This is a genomic window from Streptomyces nymphaeiformis (assembly GCF_014203895.1).
Lineage (GTDB): Bacteria > Actinomycetota > Actinomycetes > Streptomycetales > Streptomycetaceae > Streptomyces > Streptomyces nymphaeiformis.
Map to the genome: position 1 here is coordinate 136920 of NZ_JACHJY010000006.1, position 18586 is coordinate 155505.

Annotated in this window: 18 protein-coding genes; 11 read left to right on the forward strand and 7 right to left on the reverse strand. The window is 74.0% G+C overall.

Annotated features, from left to right (window positions below; genetic code table 11):
* Nucleotides 1-115: 115 nt before the first annotated feature.
* Both GGE06_RS21185 and GGE06_RS21190 read left to right on the forward strand, forming a co-directional pair.
* Nucleotides 116-514 carry a tyrosinase family oxidase copper chaperone gene (locus tag GGE06_RS21185; protein WP_116159122.1) on the forward strand — a complete coding sequence of 133 codons (399 nt, stop codon included), beginning with the start codon at nt 116-118 and terminating at the stop codon, nt 512-514.
* The gene (locus GGE06_RS21190) at nt 498-1364 is read left to right on the forward strand and encodes a tyrosinase family protein (protein WP_116159123.1); all 867 of its coding nucleotides are present in this window, start codon (nt 498-500) and stop codon (nt 1362-1364) included. The genes GGE06_RS21185 and GGE06_RS21190 overlap by 17 nt, the downstream gene beginning before the upstream one ends.
* 64 nt (nt 1365-1428) lie before the next feature.
* On the opposite strand, the gene GGE06_RS21195 is transcribed toward GGE06_RS21190, so the two are convergent.
* The 6 genes from GGE06_RS21195 to GGE06_RS21220 form a co-directional block, all read right to left on the reverse strand.
* Nucleotides 1429-1716 (reverse strand): chaplin, encoded by a 288-nt coding sequence (locus GGE06_RS21195; protein ID WP_116159124.1) that lies wholly within the window; start codon nt 1714-1716, stop codon nt 1429-1431.
* Between the two features lie 290 nt (nt 1717-2006).
* Nucleotides 2007-2519 (reverse strand): hypothetical protein, encoded by a 513-nt coding sequence (locus GGE06_RS21200; protein WP_116159125.1) that lies wholly within the window; start codon nt 2517-2519, stop codon nt 2007-2009.
* Nucleotides 2520-2637: 118 nt separating this feature from the next.
* On the reverse strand, nt 2638-3624 hold the full coding sequence (locus GGE06_RS21205) for a hypothetical protein (protein WP_184931464.1): 987 nt from the start codon (nt 3622-3624) through the stop codon (nt 2638-2640).
* Nucleotides 3625-3858: 234 nt separating this feature from the next.
* Complete coding sequence (locus tag GGE06_RS21210; RefSeq protein WP_116159126.1) at nt 3859-4140, reverse strand: hypothetical protein; 282 nt, start codon at nt 4138-4140, stop codon at nt 3859-3861.
* 224 nt (nt 4141-4364) lie between these two features.
* Nucleotides 4365-5216, reverse strand: a complete 852-nt coding sequence (locus tag GGE06_RS21215) for a hypothetical protein (protein ID WP_184931465.1) — start codon at nt 5214-5216, stop codon at nt 4365-4367.
* Between the two features lie 277 nt (nt 5217-5493).
* Complete coding sequence (locus GGE06_RS21220; RefSeq protein ID WP_116165347.1) at nt 5494-5733, reverse strand: chaplin; 240 nt, start codon at nt 5731-5733, stop codon at nt 5494-5496.
* Nucleotides 5734-6115: 382 nt separating this feature from the next.
* Here GGE06_RS21220 and GGE06_RS21225 point away from each other — a divergent pair, with 382 nt between their 5' ends.
* From GGE06_RS21225 to GGE06_RS21265, 9 genes are all read left to right on the forward strand, one after another.
* On the forward strand, nt 6116-7174 hold the full coding sequence (locus GGE06_RS21225) for a DUF3344 domain-containing protein (protein ID WP_116159128.1): 1059 nt from the start codon (nt 6116-6118) through the stop codon (nt 7172-7174).
* Nucleotide 7175: 1 nt separating this feature from the next.
* Nucleotides 7176-8312 carry a glycosyltransferase gene (locus GGE06_RS21230; RefSeq protein ID WP_116159129.1) on the forward strand — a complete coding sequence of 379 codons (1137 nt, stop codon included), beginning with the start codon at nt 7176-7178 and terminating at the stop codon, nt 8310-8312.
* The gene (locus GGE06_RS21235) at nt 8309-9760 is read left to right on the forward strand and encodes a sugar transferase (protein WP_116159130.1); all 1452 of its coding nucleotides are present in this window, start codon (nt 8309-8311) and stop codon (nt 9758-9760) included. Before GGE06_RS21230 ends, GGE06_RS21235 begins: the two co-directional genes overlap by 4 nt.
* Before the next feature lie 2 nt (nt 9761-9762).
* Entirely contained in the window at nt 9763-11073 is a 1311-nt protein-coding gene (locus GGE06_RS21240; protein WP_184931466.1) for an O-antigen ligase family protein, read from the forward strand.
* A 454-nt stretch (nt 11074-11527) separates the two neighbouring features.
* Complete coding sequence (gene murJ / locus GGE06_RS21245; RefSeq protein ID WP_312883242.1) at nt 11528-13246, forward strand: murein biosynthesis integral membrane protein MurJ; 1719 nt, start codon at nt 11528-11530, stop codon at nt 13244-13246.
* Entirely contained in the window at nt 13146-13961 is an 816-nt protein-coding gene (locus GGE06_RS21250; protein ID WP_184931467.1) for a polysaccharide deacetylase family protein, read from the forward strand. The genes murJ and GGE06_RS21250 overlap by 101 nt, the downstream gene beginning before the upstream one ends.
* Nucleotides 13958-15091 (forward strand): glycosyltransferase, encoded by a 1134-nt coding sequence (locus GGE06_RS21255; RefSeq protein ID WP_184931468.1) that lies wholly within the window; start codon nt 13958-13960, stop codon nt 15089-15091. The genes GGE06_RS21250 and GGE06_RS21255 overlap by 4 nt, the downstream gene beginning before the upstream one ends.
* Nucleotides 15092-15104: 13 nt before the next feature.
* On the forward strand, nt 15105-15782 hold the full coding sequence (locus tag GGE06_RS21260) for a YveK family protein (RefSeq protein ID WP_116159134.1): 678 nt from the start codon (nt 15105-15107) through the stop codon (nt 15780-15782).
* Entirely contained in the window at nt 15779-16915 is a 1137-nt protein-coding gene (locus GGE06_RS21265; protein ID WP_312883223.1) for a GNAT family N-acetyltransferase, read from the forward strand. The genes GGE06_RS21260 and GGE06_RS21265 overlap by 4 nt, the downstream gene beginning before the upstream one ends.
* Nucleotides 16916-16942: 27 nt before the next feature.
* Here GGE06_RS21265 and GGE06_RS21270 read toward each other — a convergent pair whose 3' ends face one another.
* A complete protein-coding gene (locus tag GGE06_RS21270; RefSeq protein ID WP_184931469.1) occupies nt 16943-18493 on the reverse strand; it encodes a glycoside hydrolase family 26 protein in 1551 nt (516 codons plus the stop codon).
* Between the last annotated feature and the right edge of the window lie 93 nt (nt 18494-18586).

The following is an 18586-nucleotide window of genomic DNA, read 5'->3' on the forward strand; positions in this document are numbered from 1 at the left end:
CACGCCGTTTTCACCCGAACGGCCGACATTCACGCCGCTGCCATTTCCGCCGCAACGAACACGGGTTTTCATCGTTGTGCCCTGAGGGCATAAGCCGACCACCAGGAGATCACTGATGATCGTCCCGCGCCGCGTCGCACTGCGGTCCCTGTTCGCCCTTGCCGTCACCGCCTTCACGGGCGGGGCGCTCGGCCGTATCGCGATCCGACCGGAATCGGGGGGCACCCGCGATCCGCACGCCTTCGACGAGATGTACCGGGGCCGTCGCCTGCTGGGCTTCTCCGGCCCCGGGGGCGAGCCGACGGCCCTCGTCGACGGCCGGCCGCTGCACCTGATGCGCTGCGCCGACGGCGGCTACGTCACCCCGATCGACCACTACGAGTCCTGCCCGACGCCCCTGGCGGCCACCCGCGCGGCCGTGGACGAGCTGGGCACCGCCCGGCTCTCCCCCCTCGCGGCCGCCCACGGCGTCACCGACCCGACGGGAGGGAGCCCGCGTGGTGTACACGCGTAAGAACCAGCGCGATCTGACCGCTGCCGAGCGCCGCAAGTTCGTCGCCGCCGTCCTGGAGCTCAAGCGCACCGGTGCGTACGACCGCTTCGTCCGCACCCACATCGACCACTACACGGCCGACGGGGGCGGCCGGCTCCGGATCGCCCACATGACCCCGAGCTTCCTGCCCTGGCACCGCAAGTTCCTGCTGGAGTTCGAGACGGCCCTGCGCCGGATCGACCCGACGGTCTCCGTCCCGTACTGGGACTGGACCCGGGACAACTCCCCGGCCTCCTCGATCTGGCGCGAGGACTTCATGGGCGGCAACGGACGCCGGGCCGACCTCCAGGTGATGACGGGCCCCTTCGCGCACTCCGCCGGGCACTGGACGATCACCCAGTCGATGACCGACGGCAAGTACCTGACCAGGGACTTCGGCCGCCCCCGTGACCCGATCACCCTCCCCACGGCCACTCAGCTCGACGAGGTGATGCGCGAGCGGGTGTACGACGCGGCGCCCTGGAACTCGACGAGCGCCACCGGCTTCCGCAACGCTCTGGAGGGCTGGGCGCCGGGCCGGGGCAACGAGCGGTTCCGCATCCACAACCGGGTGCACCGCTGGGTCGGCGGCCTGATGCTCGGCGGCGGCTCCGTGAACGACCCGGTCTTCTGGCTGCACCACTCCTTCGTCGACCTGGTCTGGTCGCGCTGGCAGCAGCGGAACCCCGGGGCCGCCTACCTGCCGGCGGAGCCGCCGCCGCTCGGCGACGCGCAGTACCGCAAGGTCGCCGCCCGGCACGAGCCGATGGCGCCCTGGGGGGTGACCCCGGCGTCGATGTTCGACCACAGCCGGATCTACCGGTACGTCTGAGCCCCCGCACGCGGATGTCCCCCCGGCCGCCGGGCCGGGGGGACATCCATGTGCAGCGGGGGGATCAGCCGCCGTAACCGCCGTCACCGTTGCCGTGGCCGCCGTGGCCGCCGTCGGCGTTGATGCAGGTGTTGCCGAACGCCGGGTTCAGCAGACCGATCACGTTGACGGTGTTGCCGCAGAGGTTGACCGGGACGTGGACCGGGACCTGCACGACGTTGCCGGAGGCGACACCGGGCGAGTGGGCGGCGACGGCCTCGGCGCCGGCGTCGGCGACGGCCAGGCCGGCTCCGCTGAGGGCAACGGCACCCGTGCCGGCGAGAACAGCGGCAGCCTTCGCGATGCGAGACATCAAGAACTCCTTGGACTGGAAAGCGACCGCAGGAATCACGGCCGTCACTTCCGTTCAACGCCGGCCCCCGGAAGGGGTCACGGCCATTGGGCCGAAAGGGAAGAAGGAAAATCGAAAAAATGGCCCGCGGACCGAATGCCGTCCGCCGCCGGATACGACGGGACGTCTTCGGCCCACGGGCCGCGGCCATGCGACAAGCCTTCTCTTGCAACGACCGAAAACCCTTGGGGTGGCGGGGAAGAATCGTGTCTTCACCCACCTGGCGACCAGTCGCACAAAAGTGCGGTCCGTCAGTGCGCGTCCGGGGCGAGACCCAGCTGCGGGTCGAGGGCCCCGCTGAGCACCGGGGTGAGCAGGCCGACCTGGGGCTTCGCCAGGTCCGGAAGGCCGGCGAGCCCGTTGCCGCGCGGGGCCTTCACCGGGGTGCCGACGACGGCGCCGGGGGTGGCCGCCTTCATCTCCGAGTGCGGGTTGCTGAGCAGCGCGCGACCGGGCTCGCTGCCCTTGAGGAGCTCGGGCAGCGGCGCGTCGACGACGGTCTCCGGCACGGTGCCGGTGAGCGGGACGCTGGGCAGCGCGACGTCCGGGAGCGAGCCGAGGCCCTTCTGGAAGCCGGTGGGCGCCCCGGGCATCGGGACGGGGACGCCGGTCGCCACGGTCGGCGCGTCCATCGGCAGCACCGGGTCGAGGCCCTGGAGCGGGACGATCACCGGCGCCTCGACGGCGGCGGCGGGAGAGGCCAGGGCGGCGGAGGCGAGCGCGGTCATGAGGAGACCCATGCCCGCGTGAGAACGCAGAGTCATACGAGGAGAACGAGCCCCTTGGCCGAAACGTCGCGGGACTAACCCATTAGCAGCAACGCGCAGGCCCTCACCGGTGAAGGCGAGGGCCCGGGTTGACGCGTTGCCGGCGCTCGGGGTGTCAGTGCCGGCGGGCGAGCCGTCCGCCGCGGAGGTAGACGACGACACCGCCGATGATCAGCGCGGCGCTGATCGCGCCCGCGCCCATGAGCTCGGTCTCCATACCGGTGTTGGGCAGCTCCCCACAATCGTGCGGGCCCCCACCGTGACCGGGCTTCTCACAGGTCGGCTTGCCGGTGGGCTGCTCGGTCGGGTGATCGGTGGGGTAGCCGGTGGGGTGATCGGTGGGGTAGCCGGTGGGGTGACCCGTGGGGTGCCCGGTGGGGTGACCGCTCGGGTGACCACTCGGGTGGCCGCCGGGGTGACCGGTCGGGTGGCCCGTGGGATGACCAGTGGGGTGGCCCGTGGGATGACCGGTGGGATGACCGGTCGGGTGCCCGGTCGGGTGCCCGGTGGGATGACCGGTCGGGTGACCCGTGGGATGACCGGTGGGGTGCCCGGTCGGGTGACCGGTCGGATGGCCCGTCGGGTGCCCGGTGGGATGCCCGGTCGGATGCCCGGTCGGGTGACCCGTGGGATGACCGGTGGGGTGCCCGGTCGGGTGACCGGTCGGATGGCCCGTCGGGTGCCCGGTGGGATGCCCGGTGGGGTGACCCGTCGGGTGGCCCGTCGGGTGGTCCGTGGGGTGACCCGTCGGGTGGCCCGTCGGGTGGTCCGTGGGGTGACCCGTCGGGTGATCGGTGGGGTGGCCGGTCGGGTGACCCGGCTGCTCCTCGCCGTATCCGCCCGGACCCTCGCCGTAGCCGTCGGGTTCCTCCGCCTGGTCGCAGAGGTCTCCGACGGCTGCCGCGACGACGCCGCCGAGCTCCATGGTCTTGCCGCAGACGTCCGCCGGCACGGTGGCGTGGGCACGGCCGGCCGTACGGGAGCCGGGACCGTCGCCCGAGCCCGCGTGGGAGTTCGCGGCCAGGGCGAATCCGCCGGTCAGCGACAGGATGCCGGTCGCTGCAGCCGCGGTGAGTACTTTCCTGCTGATGATGGACCGCATACCGCTCTTCCTCTGGAGAAAGGGAGAGACCGGCGAGGATCCCCCCTCGCTCCGACCGGCCTGATCCGCACCGACGTTCAAGGGGGATCGGCCAAAAGGTATGGGTCGACGCCCGGCGTACAGCCGGGGCCACACGGCAGCTGATCAGAAAATCATTCGATCAGCCGACCGTGAGGAACGGCGGCACGGGAGTCCGCCGCAAGTGCCCGTGGGGCCGGTGTTGCCGAGGTGACGTCAGCCGCCGAGCGGGAGACCGCCGGGGACCGGGAGGCCGCCGAGCAGAGGGGCGCCCTTGGTGGCGGTGTTCAGCTGGTCGGCCGCCTTCGTGACGGTCTGGACCGGGGAGCCGTCCGTGGTGCTGCTCAGCATGTCGCTCTTGAGCCCGTTGGCGGCGATCGCTTCGAGTCCACCGTTCAGGCTGGTGGGGGTCAGCGCCTCGGAGGCCATGGCGGGCGCGGCGGCGCCCAGGGCCATCAGCGAACCGGCGACGACCGCGGCGACCTTGGTGGGCTTCATGGAGTGAATCCTTCCTCTGTACGTTCAAGTCACGTTCCGTACAGGGTTCTTGGCGGAATCCTGTACGTCGTCCTGCTTCTGTAACGAGGAGTGAGCGCCCCGGAAACTCCGGGAGGAAGGATTTCTCGGTACTGCACCCGATCGATGCGGGCCGGTGCTATTTGCCGATCGCACACGCCCGTACCGGCCCGGCAAGAGGCCGGGCCGGTACGGGGTGCGGGGTGCTACCGGGCGGGCGGCGGGGGCGTGACCGGCAGCTCGGGCGCGGCGACCGGCGGCTCGACGGGCAGCTCGGGCGCGGCGACCGGGAGCTGCGGGAGCGCGGGCAGCCCCGCGAGGTCCGGCGCGGGCAGGCCGCTGCCGAGCACGGTGGAGACGGCCAGGTTGACCAGCGAGGTCAGCGTCGAGGTGACCTGCGGTACGACTCCGCCGGCGTCGCCGGAGGTGACCGCGGCGAGGAGACCGGCGACGGCCTTCTCGACGCTCGCGAGGGCGTCGGACACGACGTCCGCCGGGGCGGCCTTCCCGGCCGCGGAGGCGGCACCGGCCGCGACGGGCAGACCCACGGACGGCTCCACCGGGAGTTCGGCGACGGGGGGCGTCACCGGCAGCTCGGCCGCGGGGGGTGTGACCGGAAGTTCCGCGGCGGGCGGAGTGGCCGGGAGCTCGGCCGCGGGCGGGATGACCGGCGCGGCGACCGGGAGGTCGGGGGACGGCGGGGTGGCCGGGAGCTGCGGTGCGGGGCCGTCCGGGACGGCGGCCGCGGCCTTCGCCTCCTCGACCGCCGCGGCGATCTTCGCCTTGAAGGCCTCGACGTCGGCCGCGGGCAGCCGGCCCGAGTCGGCCTTGAGCGCGGCCGTGACGAGTTCGGTCACGGGGGTGGTCACCGAGCCGAGCTCGCCGAGCGACTGGGCCTGGGCCAGGAGGGCGGCGGTGTCCGGGACGGGCGCGTGCGCGGCCCGGTCGGCCGCGGGGGACGGGTGGTGTTCGCCGGCGAAGGCGGGTCCCGCCGTGCCGAGGGAGACGGCGGCGGATATCGCCAGGGCGGTGAGACGGCGTATGGCCAGGGGACGCATATGTGTTCCTTTTCCTTATGCGTCGGACAACTGCTCTCTCACCGTGCCTGCGGATATAGCCCTCCGCAACCGTGAAACTACGCAGCGCCACGTCCCCGTTCGAGTGAATCCGCCCCGGGAGCCTGCCCCCGAAGGGGCGTACGCCGTTGCACCGGACGGCGCACGAGGGTGCGGCCGAACGAGTACCGAACCAGTGCGGGCAAGGAAAAAGCCGGTGCGCCCGTCCCGGAGGGGGGCGGGCGCACCGGCTTCGGAAGGACCGATCAGGCGTGCGAGATCAGGCGTTGACGCAGGTGTTGCCGAAGGCCGGGTTCAGCAGACCGATGACGCTGACGGTGTTGCCGCAGAGGTTGACCGGGACGTGGACCGGGACCTGGACGACGTTGCCGGAGAGGACACCGGGGGACTTCACGGCCGCGGCCTCGGCGCCGGCGTCGGCGGAGGCGGCACCGGCGGTACCGGCGACGGCGGCGGCGGCACCCACGGTCAGGACAACGGCCTTGGCGATACGGGACATGGGGAGGTGCTCCTCGATCGAATTCATCCAACTCGGACTGCGCGAACCGTTCGGCCCGTCTCCCTCAACAACGTCCCGGCTTTTCATCGGTTGCTCTCCCGAACGGGTGACGTTCAACCGATCTTTGGGCCATAAGAGGGCCATTCGAGGGACTGGGCGTGGAATGGCGCAACACGCTCAACGAGGAACCGGCCGCCCGGATACGGGAGTTAGCTTTTCCGGGCATCTAATGCGTACTATCGCCCCGGTTCGGGGTTATAACGTTCCCGAACGTTGCTTCCGGGCCCGCCGCGCGTTCACTCATTTCGTGCGGACGACACCTTCATCTCCCCCGGCCTGCTCGGGTCTTCCCTCCCTTCTCTCATCAAAGCGGAGAACCTGTATGCGGAATTCAGCGGTTCTTGCCGTGCGTCGCAGCGTGTTGTGCGCCTTGTCGTGTGCGGCCCTGACCGCCGCGCTGCCAGGCGCCTCCGCAGCAGCGCCCCGGCCCCGGGAGGCGGCCCGCGTCCCCTTCGCCGCGCGCCACCAGGCCGTGCAGCACGGTGGGATCGTGCGCGCCGCCAACACCTCGGTGAAGGGCGCGAAGGGCACCGAGTCGGTCAACGACGGCGCCGGGATCGCGTACGTCGACGTGGACCGCGACCCCCACACGTACAACTCCAGCCGCGCCGAGCTCGCGGTGCCGGCCGGGGCCCGGGTCACCTGGGCCCGGCTCTACTGGGGCGGGAACCTGCGGGTGGGCGAGCAGAAGCCGCCGAAGGACGACGGCCGCGTGCTGATCGCCGAGCCCGGCGGACGGTACAAGGCGCTGCTCGCCGACTCCGTGATCGGCCACCGCGCGGCCGACGGCGCCGACGCCTTCCAGGCCTCCGCCGACGTCACGGACCTGGTCCGCCGGTCGCACCCGGGGCTGTGGACGGTCGCGCAGATCAATGTCGCCATGGGCCGTTCCGCGGTGGGCGGCTGGGGCGGCTGGACGCTCGTCGCCGCGTACGAGAAGGCCTCGGAACCGCTGCGCAGGATCAGTGTCTGGGACGGTTTCGAAACGGTCGGTCCGCGCGCCGGGGAGCTGCGCGTCCCGGTCGACGGAAACCGTTTTCCCAAGGGTGTCTCGGGGCGTCTCGGCCTGATCGCGTATGACGGTGACCGGGGGACTTCCGGGGATTACCTGGCGGTGGAAACGAGCCGTTCGAAGAGCACCCGTCTCTCCGATTCCGCCAATTCCGCGGACGACGTGCTGAACTCCACCGTCACCGAATTCGGCGCCGGTCGTACCGTACGACGGCCCGATCGTACGAACACCCTCGGATACGACTCCGACGTGTTCGATCTGCGGGGGGCGCTGCGTGCGGGGGGCGACCGGGTGCACGTCCGGGTCGGCAGCCGGAAGGACACCGTCTGGCTCGGCGCCGTCTTCTTCCAGGCCGACGTCCGGCGCTGACGTGCTGTCACCACTCGACACGGACCTCGCGTCCGTCACCGTCCTGCACGCGGTCCAGCCCGGCGACGGCGGGGTCGCCCGTGTCGTCGTCGACCTGGTCCGCGCCCAGCGCGCCGCCGGCCTGCGGGTCGCGGTCGCCTGCCCGCCCGGCACCCGACTCTCCGCCGCCGTCCGCGCCGAGGGCGCCGAGACCCACGACTGGCGGGCCGGCCGCGACCCCGGTCCCGCCGTCCTCCGCGAGACGCGGGACCTGGCCCGGCTGATCCGTACGGTCGCGCCCGGGATCGTCCACGCGCACAGCGCCAAGGCCGGTCTGTGCGCCCGACTCGCCGTGCGGGGACGGATTCCGACGGTGTATCAGCCGCACGCCTGGTCCTTCGAGGCCGTCGAGGGGCGGACCGCCGCGGTCGTCCGGCGCTGGGAGCGGTTCGGCGCCCGGTGGGCGGACCGCGTCCTGTGCGTGAGCGAGGCCGAGCGACGTACCGGCGAGGCGGCCGGGGTCGTGGCGGACTGGTCGGTCGTCCACAACGGCGTCGACACGGCCCGGTTCGCCACCGACGGACCGCCGCGCAATCCGGCGCCCACGGTCGTCTGCGTGGGCCGGCTCTGCCGTCAGAAGGGCCAGGACGTGCTGCTCGCCGCCTGGCCCGCGGTCCTCGCGGAGGTGCCCGCGGCCCGGCTCGTCCTTGTCGGCGACGGCCCGGACGCGGAGGCCCTGCGGGCCGCCGCCGGTCCGTCGGTGCGGTTCACGGGGGCCGTCGAGGACCCCGTGCCCTGGTACCGGGCCGCCGACGTGGTCGTCCTGCCGTCCCGCTGGGAGGGCATGGCCCTCGCACCCCTGGAGGCCATGGCCGCCGGCCGGCCGGTCGTCGTCAGCGACGTCGACGGGGCCCGCGAGAGCCTGCCGCCCGCCCATGAACCCCTGTGCCTGGTCCCGCCCGAGGACCCGGCCGCGCTCGCCGCCGCTCTGGGCCGCCTCCTCGGCCGGCCCGAGCTGCGGCACCGCCTGGGCCGTGAGGCCCACGAGCACGTACTCAGCAGATTCGATGTCCGGCGCACCGGCGCGGCCGTCGCGGACGTCTACCGCGAGCTGGCCGGAGTGCGGGGGGCCGAGCACAGAGAGCCGATTGCGCAGTGACCACGGAAAGTACCAGCGTTCCCTCCTCGCCGGGGCCCTGGCCCACGGCGGGCCAGGCCTTCGGCCTCGCCTCCCTCGCGCCCCGCCGCGCCGCGCCCGGCCGGCTCGTGCTGCCGCGCCACCGCCGTGAGCGGCCGCGGTCCGGCGTGGCGGCGCTCGTGGCGGTCGACGCCCTCGCCGTCCTCGCCGCCGCGTCGGTGCTGAGCGCGGCGCACCACGACCTGCGGCTCGTGCTGCCGGTGATGGCGCTCGTCCTCGTCCTCGACGGGCAGGCGGGGCTCTACCGGCCGGCCGCGCACATCCGGGCCCTGGACGAGCTGCCCGCGCTGGGGTCCCGCGCCGGGTTCGCCTGGTGCCTGGCGGCGGCCTCGGTCGCCGCGTACTCCCCTGGTCTGGCGATCGGGCCGTTGCGGCTCTGCGCCGCGTACGGCACGCACGTCGCCCTGGTGTGCCTGGTCCGCGCCGTGGTGCTCGGGCGGCGGCGCCGGATCGCGCGGGAGCGTCCGCGCTCGGCGCTCGTCGTCGGCTCGGCGGGGGCCGCGCGCCGGTTCGCCGCGGCGGCCGCCCAGCACCCGGAGTACGGGGTGCGGCCGGTCGGGATCGTCGGCGTGCCGGAGCAGGGCGGCGCGTCCCGCGCGGTCGGGGAGGCCGGGCTCCCGGTGCTCACGACGACCGAGGAGATCCACCGGGCGGTCATCCAGAACACCGTGCGCGACGCGGTGTTCCTCGACGACGACCCGGGTCTCGTGTCGCTCTTCCAGCAGTACGGCTGCACCACCTGGCGGGTCGGCGGCCGCCACCAGGACGGGCCGATGGGCGCGCACATGTGGGGGTACGCCTGGCAGCGCGTCGTCCCGCTCGGCGAGCGGCGCGGGCGGGCCTCCAAGCGGGCCCTCGACATCGTCCTCGCCGCCCCCGCGCTCGCGCTCGCGCTGCCGGTGCTGCTGCTCTGCGCGCTCGCCGTGCGGCTCTCGGACGGTCCCGGGGTGCTGTTCCGGCAGGAGCGGGTGGGCCAGCACGGGCGCCACTTCACGCTGCTCAAGTTCCGTACGCTGCGGCCCTCCGACGACACCGAGTCGGCGACCCGCTGGAACGTGGCGGGCGACCGGCGGATGAGCGCGGCCGGGAGCTTCCTGCGGAAGACCTCGCTCGACGAGCTGCCGCAGCTGTGGAACGTGCTGCGCGGGGACATGAGCCTGGTCGGGCCGCGGCCCGAACGCCCTTACTTCGTCGCCCAGTTCAGCAAGATCCACGCGGGGTACGCGGCCCGGCACCGGATGCCGGTGGGCCTCACGGGTCTCGCGCAGGTCCACGGGCTGCGCGGCGACACCTCGATCGAGGACCGCTGCCGCTTCGACAACCACTACATCGACCACTGGTCGCTCTGGCAGGACGTCTGCATCCTGCTGCGCACGGCGGCCGGGCTGGTCCGACCCACGGGGAGCTGAGGATGGCCACGGCCGTGACGGTGCCCGGCTCGGGCGTCGACGTACGGGAGTGGGCCCGCCGGGCCGGGGCGTTGTCCCCGGTCCTCGCCGTGATCGCGCTGCTGCTCGTCCCGGGCGGCGGCGGCGCGCAGGGCGGCACCGGCGGCACGGGGACGGTCGCGGACGCGGCCTCCGGGCTCCTGGTCGTGATCTGCCTGGTGCGGGTGCTGCGCGGCGGGGCCCGGCCGCTGACCCGGGCGGCGGCCGTCGTCCTCGGCCTGCCGGTGCTCGGCATCTGCCTGGCCGCGATCACCTCGAACGACCCGGCGGCGAGCCTGCCGGGCGTCGCCCGTTACGTGCAGGTCTTCGTCCTCGTGCCGGCGGCCGTGCTCCTGACGATCCGCGACCGGCGGGACTTCGCCGTGATCGCCTGGGGCCTGGTCGCGTTCGCGCTGCTCCAGGGCGCGGTGGGCGTCGCCCAGTACCTGACGGGCACGGGCGCCTCGTACCAGGGCGAGGACGTCCGGGCCGTCGGCACCTTCGGCGCCACCGACGTGATGGGCATGGCGACGGTCGTCGCGTACGGGCTCGTCGTCGTCACCGGGATCGCGCTCGGCAGCGGTCCCGGCCGCGTCCGCACGGTCGCGACGGTCTGCGCGGCGCTCCTCTTCGTACCCCTCGTGCTGTCGTTCAGCCGGGGCGCGTGGATCGCGACCGTGCTCACCTGCGCGATCCAGCTGCTGCTCGCCGGGGTGCGGCGGGCGGCCCGGGTGGCGCTCGTGGCCGCCGCGCTCGGCGTGGTCCTCGTCGGCGGCCTCGGGGTCGGTTCGACGATGGTGAAGGAGCGGGTCGGCAGCATCACGCAGGTGGCGGCCGCGCCGGACCAGTCCGTGACCGACCGGTACACGATGTGGGCGGCGTCCGGGCGGATGTGGCGTACGGAGCCGGTCACGGGCATCGGCCTCAAGGGCTTCCCCCAGTACCGCGACTCGAACGCCTCGCTCGCGCTCTCCTCCGGCAGCGACACCGCCGGCGCGGGCGCCGCCTTCGCGCGCCAGCCGCTGCTGTCCCCGCACAACATGTACCTCCTGGTGCTGAGCGAGCAGGGCCTGGTGGGGCTGCTCGCCCTGGCCGGCAGCTGGCTGGCGCTGCTCGTCGGCGCGCTGCGGCGGCAGCGGCTCGGCGCGGACTGCGCGCTCGTCGCGACGGGCCTGCTCGCCTGGCAGCTCATCGACTTCTTCTACGCGGACATCGGCGGCCCGTCGACCGTCCTGATGTCGGTCGTGTTCGGTCTGGCGGCCTGGTGGTCGCTGGCGGAGGTGAGGCGTGCGTGACCCGTGGGCCGGGGCACCGGAGCCCACGGACGCGCCGTGGGCCGAAGGGCCCCGCCCCTCGCCCCGGCCGCCCTGCGGCACCCCCCTGACCGACCCCTGGCCGACCTCGCCTCCGGGCCCCACGGACTCCCCGTGGCCCCCGGGGGCCGTCGTGCTGCCGGGGGCGAGCCCGCCGGTGGGCGGACCGGGAGCGGGCTCCACCGGGGCCGGTGCGGCGTCCGGGCAGGGTGCCGGGACCTCCACGGCCGCGAGGACGGCCGGCACGGCCGCCGGCGCCGTCGTGGCGGGCGCGAGGGCTGCCCGCACCGCCCGAGCCGCCGCTGCCGGGCCGCGCGCCGTATCCGGCCCCGGGTCGGCGGAACCCGGACGGGCCTGTGCGGGCGCCGGGTTGCTCGCCGGGGCCCGGCGCGTGGCGCGCCGTCCCGTCCCGCCCCCTCCCGCGCCCGCGCGGCCCGTGGCAGCCGCCCCGCCCTCCGGCCGCCGCGCGCACGCACGCCCGCGCGCGGCCCGCGAAGGGGCGCCCGGGGGCGGCGGGTTCCTCGCGAAGGCGGCGGCCGTGACGGCGGGGCTCACCGCGGCCGGGGCGGTGCTCGGGCTCGTGCGGGACCAGATCATGGCCGGGTACTTCGGCGCCGGGGCCGGCACCGACGCGTTCCTGGTGGCGTGGACCGTGCCCGAGTTCGCCTCGACGCTGCTCATCGAGGACGCGATGGCGCTGATCCTGGTGCCCGCCTTCTCCCGCGCCCTGGCCCGCCGTTCGGCCGGGCTGCCCGGCGATCCGGTGCGCGACCTCGTGCGCGGGACGCTCCCCCGGCTCGTCCTGACCCTGGGCGTCGTCGCCGTCGTCCTGATCCTCGCCGCACCGCTGCTCGTGGCCGCGCTCGCGCCGGGCCTGCCCGACCCGTCGCTCGCCGTCGACTGCACACGCCTCACCGGGACCTGCGTGCTGTCGTTCTCCCTGGTGGGGTACTGCTCGGCGGCACTGCGGGCACACGGGCGGTTCCTGCCGCCGGCCGCGATCTACGTCGCGTACAACGTGGGGATCATCGGCACGATCCTGGTCCTCCGCGAACCGTTCGGGGTGCGGTCCGCCGCCGCCGGGGTCGCCGTCGGCGGCGTCCTGATGGTCCTCGTCCAGGCGCCTTCGCTCCTGCGGGAGCTGAAGGCCCCCCGGCGGAGGGGATCGACGCCACCCGCTCCCGCCTCCACCGGCGAAGGACGCGTCCTCGCCCTCGGTCTCATCGCGCCCGTCGTCGCGTTCTCCCTGTGCCGCCAGTCCCAGACCCTGATCGAGCGGTTCCTCGCCTCCCCGCTGCCCGCCGGCGCCATCTCGCACCTGAACTACGCGCAGAAGGTCGCGCAGATGCCGATGATCCTCTCCCTGATGCTGTGCACGGTCAGCTTCCCGGTGGTCGCCCGCGCGCTCGCGGCCGGCGACCCCGAGGCGGCCCGTCGCCGGGTCGAGCGGGATCTGCTGCTCGCCGCCCTCGTCGTGCTGGTCGGCACGTCGACGGTGATCGCCGCCGCGCCCCGGATCGTGGAACTGCTCTTCGAGCGCGGCGAGTTCACGGGGGCGGACACCACCGCCACCGCCGCCGTCATGCGGGTGTACGCGCTCGGCCTGCTCGGCCAGACGATGGTCGGCGCCCTCGTCCGCTGCTACTTCTCCGCCGCCCGCCCCCTCTGGTACCCGGCCGCCGCCATGGCCGCCGGTCTCGCCACGACCGCCGCCGCCGGCGTCCCCGGCGCCCACTACTGGGGCGCGGTCGGCATCGCCGCCGCCAACGCCCTCGGCATCACCCTCAGCGCCGTCCTGCTGCTGCGGGGGGCGCACCGCCAGGCCGTCCCGGTCCACGTCGACCGGCTCGGCGAGGGACTCCTCAGGCTCGCCACCGCCGGCGCCTGGGCCACCGGCGCCGGCTGGCTCTGCCAGCTGGCGATCGGCTCCGCCGTCCTCGCCGTCGCCGTCGCCGGCCTCGTCGTCGTCGGCGTCTTCGTGCTCTTCATCGCCTGCGTCGCCAAGGCGCCCGACATCCCGCCCCTGCCCCGCTCCGCCTTCCGGAGGACCCCCCATGCCCGCCGCCACCGCGCTGCGCCGTCTGCTGCCGAAGCCGCCTCTGTGGAAGCCGCCCCTGTGGGTGGCGATGTACCACTCGATCACGGACACCGCTGACGATCCGTACCGGGTGACCGTCTCCCCCGTGCGCTTCGCCCGGCAGCTGCACTGGCTCGGCGACCGGGGGCTGCGCGGGGTGTCGGTGCGGGAGCTGCTCGACGCCACCGCCGAGGGCCGCGCCAAGGGGCTCGTCGGCCTGACCTTCGACGACGGGTACGCGGACTTCCTCGACTCGGCACTGCCGATGCTCCAGCGGCACGGTTTCACGGCGACGGTGTACGTCCTGCCGGGCCGTCTCGGCGGCGAGAACGGCTGGGACTCGGCGGGGCCGCGGAAGCCGCTGCTCGACGAGGACGGGATCCGGCGGATCGCCGACGCCGGGATGGAGGTCGGCTCGCACGGCCTGCGGCACGTCCCGCTGACCGAGGCCGACGACACGACCCTCGCCGCCGAGACCCGGCACAGCCGTGAGCTCCTGGAGGAGATGACCGGTCGGCCGGTGGAGGGCTTCTGCTACCCGTACGGGCAGGTCGACCCGCGGGTGATCCGCGCCGTGCGGAAGGCCGGCTACCGCTACGGCTGCGCGATCGACCCGGGCCCGCACACCGGCACGTACGCCCTGCCCCGCGTCCACATCGGCGAGAACGACACCCCATGGCGGCTCACGGCCAAGCGCGTCCTGCACCCGCTGCGCCGCCACCACCCCGCCGACCTGCTGTCCGCCGCGTACGGTCCCACCGCACACGGCCCGGCCCCGGTCGGTGCGCCGTGAAGGTCCTGCACGTCATCACCGGTCTCGGCATCGGCGGCGCCGAGCAGCAGCTGCGGCTGCTGCTCCGCCACCTCCCGGTGGACGGCGGGGTGGTCACGCTCACCAACCCGGGCGCCGTCGCCGCCGGCATCGAGGCCGACGGGACGTCCGTCATCCACCTCGGCATGGCCGGGAACCGCGACGTCGGGGCGCTGCCCCGGCTCGCCCGGATCGTCCGGCAGGGCCGCTACGACCTCGTGCACACGCATCTCTACCGGGCGTGCGTGTACGGCAGGACGGCGGCCCGGCTCGCCGGGGTCCGCCGGGTCATCGCCACCGAGCACTCCCTCGGCGAGACCCAGATCGAGGGCCGGCCGCTGTCCGCGGGCACCCGCGCGCTCTACCTGGCGTCCGAGCGGCTCGGCACCTCCACGGTCGCCGTCTCGCCGAGCGTCGCCCGCCGGCTCGCGGACTGGGGCGTGCCCCCGCAGCGGATCCGGGTGGTGCCGAACGGCATCGAGACCGGCCGGTTCGCCTTCGACGCACGCGCCCGGCGCCTCACCCGGGGCGTGCTCGGCATCCCCGAGGACGCGTACGTCGTCGGCGGGGTCGGGCGGCTCACGCCGGGGAAGCGGTTCGACCGGCTGATCCGGGCGGTGGCCCAGGTGCCGGAGGCGCGGCTGCTCCTCGTCGGCGAGGGCGAGCACCGCGAGGAGCTGCTGCGGGTGGCGCGGGAGTGCGGGGCGGCCGGCCGGGTCCTGTTCTTCGGGGCCTGCGAGGACCCGCCGTCCGGCGGCCCGCAGGGGCCCATGCTGCCCGAACTCCTCGCCGCCATGGACGTCTTCGTGTCCACCTCCCCCGACGAGACCTTCGGGCTCGCGGTCGTCGAAGCCCTCGCGGCGGGTCTTCCCGTGCTGTACGTGGCCTGCCCGGCGATCGACGACCTGCCCCCGGACGCGGCACCGGGCGCACGCCGGATCGGCGAGTCCGTGTCCGAGCTGGTCTCCGCGCTGCGCGGCATCCGGGACGCCCGGCTCGCCCGGCTCCCGCAGCCGGCGGCCGCCCGCCGCTACGACATCGCGCACAGCGCACGGCAGTTGATGTCCCTCTACGACCAGGCCGTCCACGGCATCCCCTCCCCCGCGAAGTGAGAGAACCCGTCCCATGAACACCACCCCACCCCGCGCCCTCCTCCCCGCCGGCCTGCGGTCCCCCGGCCGCTGGGCGGTCCTGCCCGCCGCCGTCCTCGCCGGCGCGGTCCTCGGCGGCGGCTACGGAGCGCTGAAGACCCCGGAGTACGCGGCGACCAGTTACGTCATCGTCGTACCGGCCGAGAAGGCCGACCCGGCGGGGGCGCTCGGCTTCGCCCAGGCGTACGGGCGGGTCGCCACCGACATCGCGGTGACCGGAGACGCCCAGGTGTGGGCGGGCGTCACCGCCGACACCCTGCGGAAGAACGTGCAGGCGGCGACCTCCCCGGACGCGCCGATGATCTCGATCACCGCGCGCGCGGCGAAGCCCGCCCAGGCGGTCTCCATGGCCGACGGGGTGGCCCGCGCGCTCATCCTGAACAGCTCGCACGTGGCGGGCAGCACGGGCGTGAAGGTCGTCCAGTTCTCCCGCGCCACCAAGCCCGTCGCGCCCGTCTCCCCCTCCGCGCCGCTGTCCGCGCTCGTCGGCGGCTGCGCGGGCGGCCTCCTCGGCGGCCTGGCCCTCCTGGTCCGCCCGAAGCGCTCCGCCGCGCGCGGCGAGGCCCGGCACTCCCGGCAGGCGACCGCCCCGGCCGGATCCGCCTCGGTGCCCGCCCCGGCGGCCGCCGCGCACCAGACGGAGGCGGTGTGAGCCCGAGGGCCTCCGCCCCGGGCGGGCTGCGCACCGAGGTCTGCCGTGACGAGGAGGAGTTCGGGCGGCTCTCGGCCGAGTGGACGGCGCTGTACGGGCGCTGCTTCTCCGCCACGCCGTTCCAGTCCCACTCCTGGCTGCACTCCTGGTGGCTCTCGTACGGCCGTCCCGGTGCGCTGCGGGTGGTGCTCGTACGACGGGACGGCGGCGAACTCGTCGCCGCCGCGCCCCTGATGCGGGCCCGCGGGCCGCTGCCCGTCCTCACCCAGCTCGGCGGCGCCATCACCGACTTCACGGACGTCCTCCTCGACGACGACTGCCCGGACGCGGCGCCCGCCCTCGCCGGGGCCCTCGCGCGGGCCGCCCGCGGCGCGGTCCTCGACCTGCGGGAGGTCCGGCCCGGAGCGGCCAGCGAACGCGTCTTCGCCCACTGGCGCGGCCCTCGCCGCCGGCTGCCCGACTCGCTCTGCCTGGAGCTGCCCGCCGTCCCCATGGAGGGCCTCCTCGAACGGATCCCGTCCGGGAAGGCCCAGCGGGTCCGCGCCAAGCTGCGGAAGCTGGACGCGCTCGGCATCGACGCGCACGTCGTGACCGGCGAGGAGGTCCCCGCCGCCCTCGACCGGCTCCTGAAGCTCCATCAACTCCAGTGGCAGGGGCGGGGAGTCACCACCGAGCACACCAGCGAGCGGTTCGCCCAGCACCTCACCCGGGCCGTGCGGCCCATGGTCGAGCGCGGCGACGCGATGGTCACCGAGTTCCGGCTCGCCGGGGACGTGGTCGCCGCCGACCTCACCCTGATGTCCCCGCGGCTCGCGGGCGGCTATCTGTACGGCGCCGACCCCGCGCTGCGCGCCCGCAAGGTCGACGTGGCGACGATGCTGCTGCGGCACGGGGCGCGCGAGACCAGCGCGGGCGGGCGGGCCACGCTCAGCATGCTGCGGGGCAGCGAGTCGTACAAGCAGCACTGGCGCCCCGAACCGGTGCGCAACCGCCGGCTGCTCCTCGCCGGGCGCGGTACGGCGCCGCTGCTCTGGCTGCGCGCGGGCGCGGCCGCCGCCCGGCGCCGGGCGGCCCGGCAGGCGCGGGAACGGGCCTGGGTGGGGCGGATGCTCGGCCGCGGCGGCGGCGGATGAGTTCCGCCACCACCGCCGTGAGCGGTGTCAGAAGGGCCAGACCTCCTTCAGGGTGTTCTGCCAGTCGAGGTCGACATCGTCCTTCCAGTCGTCCTTGGGGACGCAGAGGGACCCACCGAGCCAGTTCTCCACCCACGAACCGAGGTCGACGGTCCAACAGTCGGGCTCGGGCTTCGGCTCAGGCTTGGGCTCCGGCTTCGGCTCGGGCTTGGGTTCCGGCTTCGGCTCAGGCTTCGGCTCGGGCTTGGGTTCCGGCTTCGGCTCAGGCTTGGGTTCCGGCTTCGGCTCAGGCTTGGGTTCCGGCTTCGGCTCAGGCTTCGGCTCGGGCTTCGGCTCCGGCTCCGGCTTCGGCTCGGGCTTGGGTTCCGGCTTGGGCTCAGGCTTCGGCTCAGGCTTCGGTTCCGGCTTCGGTTCCGGCTTCGGCTCAGGCTTCGGTTCCGGCTTGGGCTCGGGCTTCGGCTCAGGCTTCGGTTCCGGCTTCGGCTCGGGCTTCGGTTCCGGCTTGGGCTCGGGCTTCGGCTCGGGGAGCGTCGGATCGGTCGGCTCCGTCGGGAGTTCCGGTTCCGTGCCGTACATCGCCTGTCGGAACACCAGCGAGGACTGCGGATTGTCGTCGCACTGCCAGACGCCGTGCGGGCAGTAGTCGGTGATCGTGTGATACAGCGGCTTGTGCTGCTTCATCCAGTCCAGCATGCGCCGCATGTATTCCGGGTTGTCGCCGTTCCGGAAGAGCCCCCATTCGGGGTAGGAGATCTGCTTTCCGTGCTCGGCGGCGAAATCGACCTGCTTCTGGAGGCCGTACGGTTCGCTGACGTGCCGGTCGAAACCGATCCCCGCCGGCTGGTCGTACGAGTCCATGCCGATGATGTCGACGACGTCGTCGCCCGGATAGCACTCGGTCCAGGGAATCGCGTCGAGGCCCCGGCTGGGGTTGAAGTCGAAGCGGAACTTCTGTCCCGGTACGGAACGCATCGCGGTGACGATCCGGTTCCAGTACTTCTTCCACGCGGTGGGGTCGGGGGCGCACCGGTGGCTGTAGGTGGTGCCGTTCATCTCCCAGCCGAGGACGACGACCGTGTCGAGGGCGCCTTGTTCGACGAGGTGTTCGGCGAGGGCCGTGAAGTGGTGGTCGTAGTAGCCGGCGGCGCCGAGCTGGAGCTGGCGGCGGACCTCGCGGTCGGAGAGGCGGGCCTCGTTGCGCTCCAGCATGGGCACGTTGAGGACGAACATGCGGTCGGTGCGGGAGTTGCGCCAGTCGGCCCAGGCCTCCAGGAAGCCGGGCTGCCCCTCGATGTCCGACCAGAGGTCGCCGGGCAGGTAGGTGTGGCCGACGCGGAGTTCGTGGCCGCCGAGCCAGCGTTCGAGCTGGCCGATGCGGGTGACCCCGAGCCTGCCCGAGTCGAGGAAGGCGCCCATGGCGACGCCGGCGAGGGCCGGGCCGGGGTCTTCCGCCGCCGGGGCCGTCACGGATTCGGCTGCTTGGGCGGGGGCGGAGAGCAGGACGGAGCCCGAGGCGAGGAGGCCGGCGGTGAACACCCCCAGCCATGCTCTCGGTCTTCTCCGGTATGCCGATGCCATGGCCGCTCCTTCGCGTATGCCATTTGATGATCCGTCAATCAGATGTTCCGAAAGTATTCCTAATGAGCCGACCGTGAACTCGGCTCCCCTCCG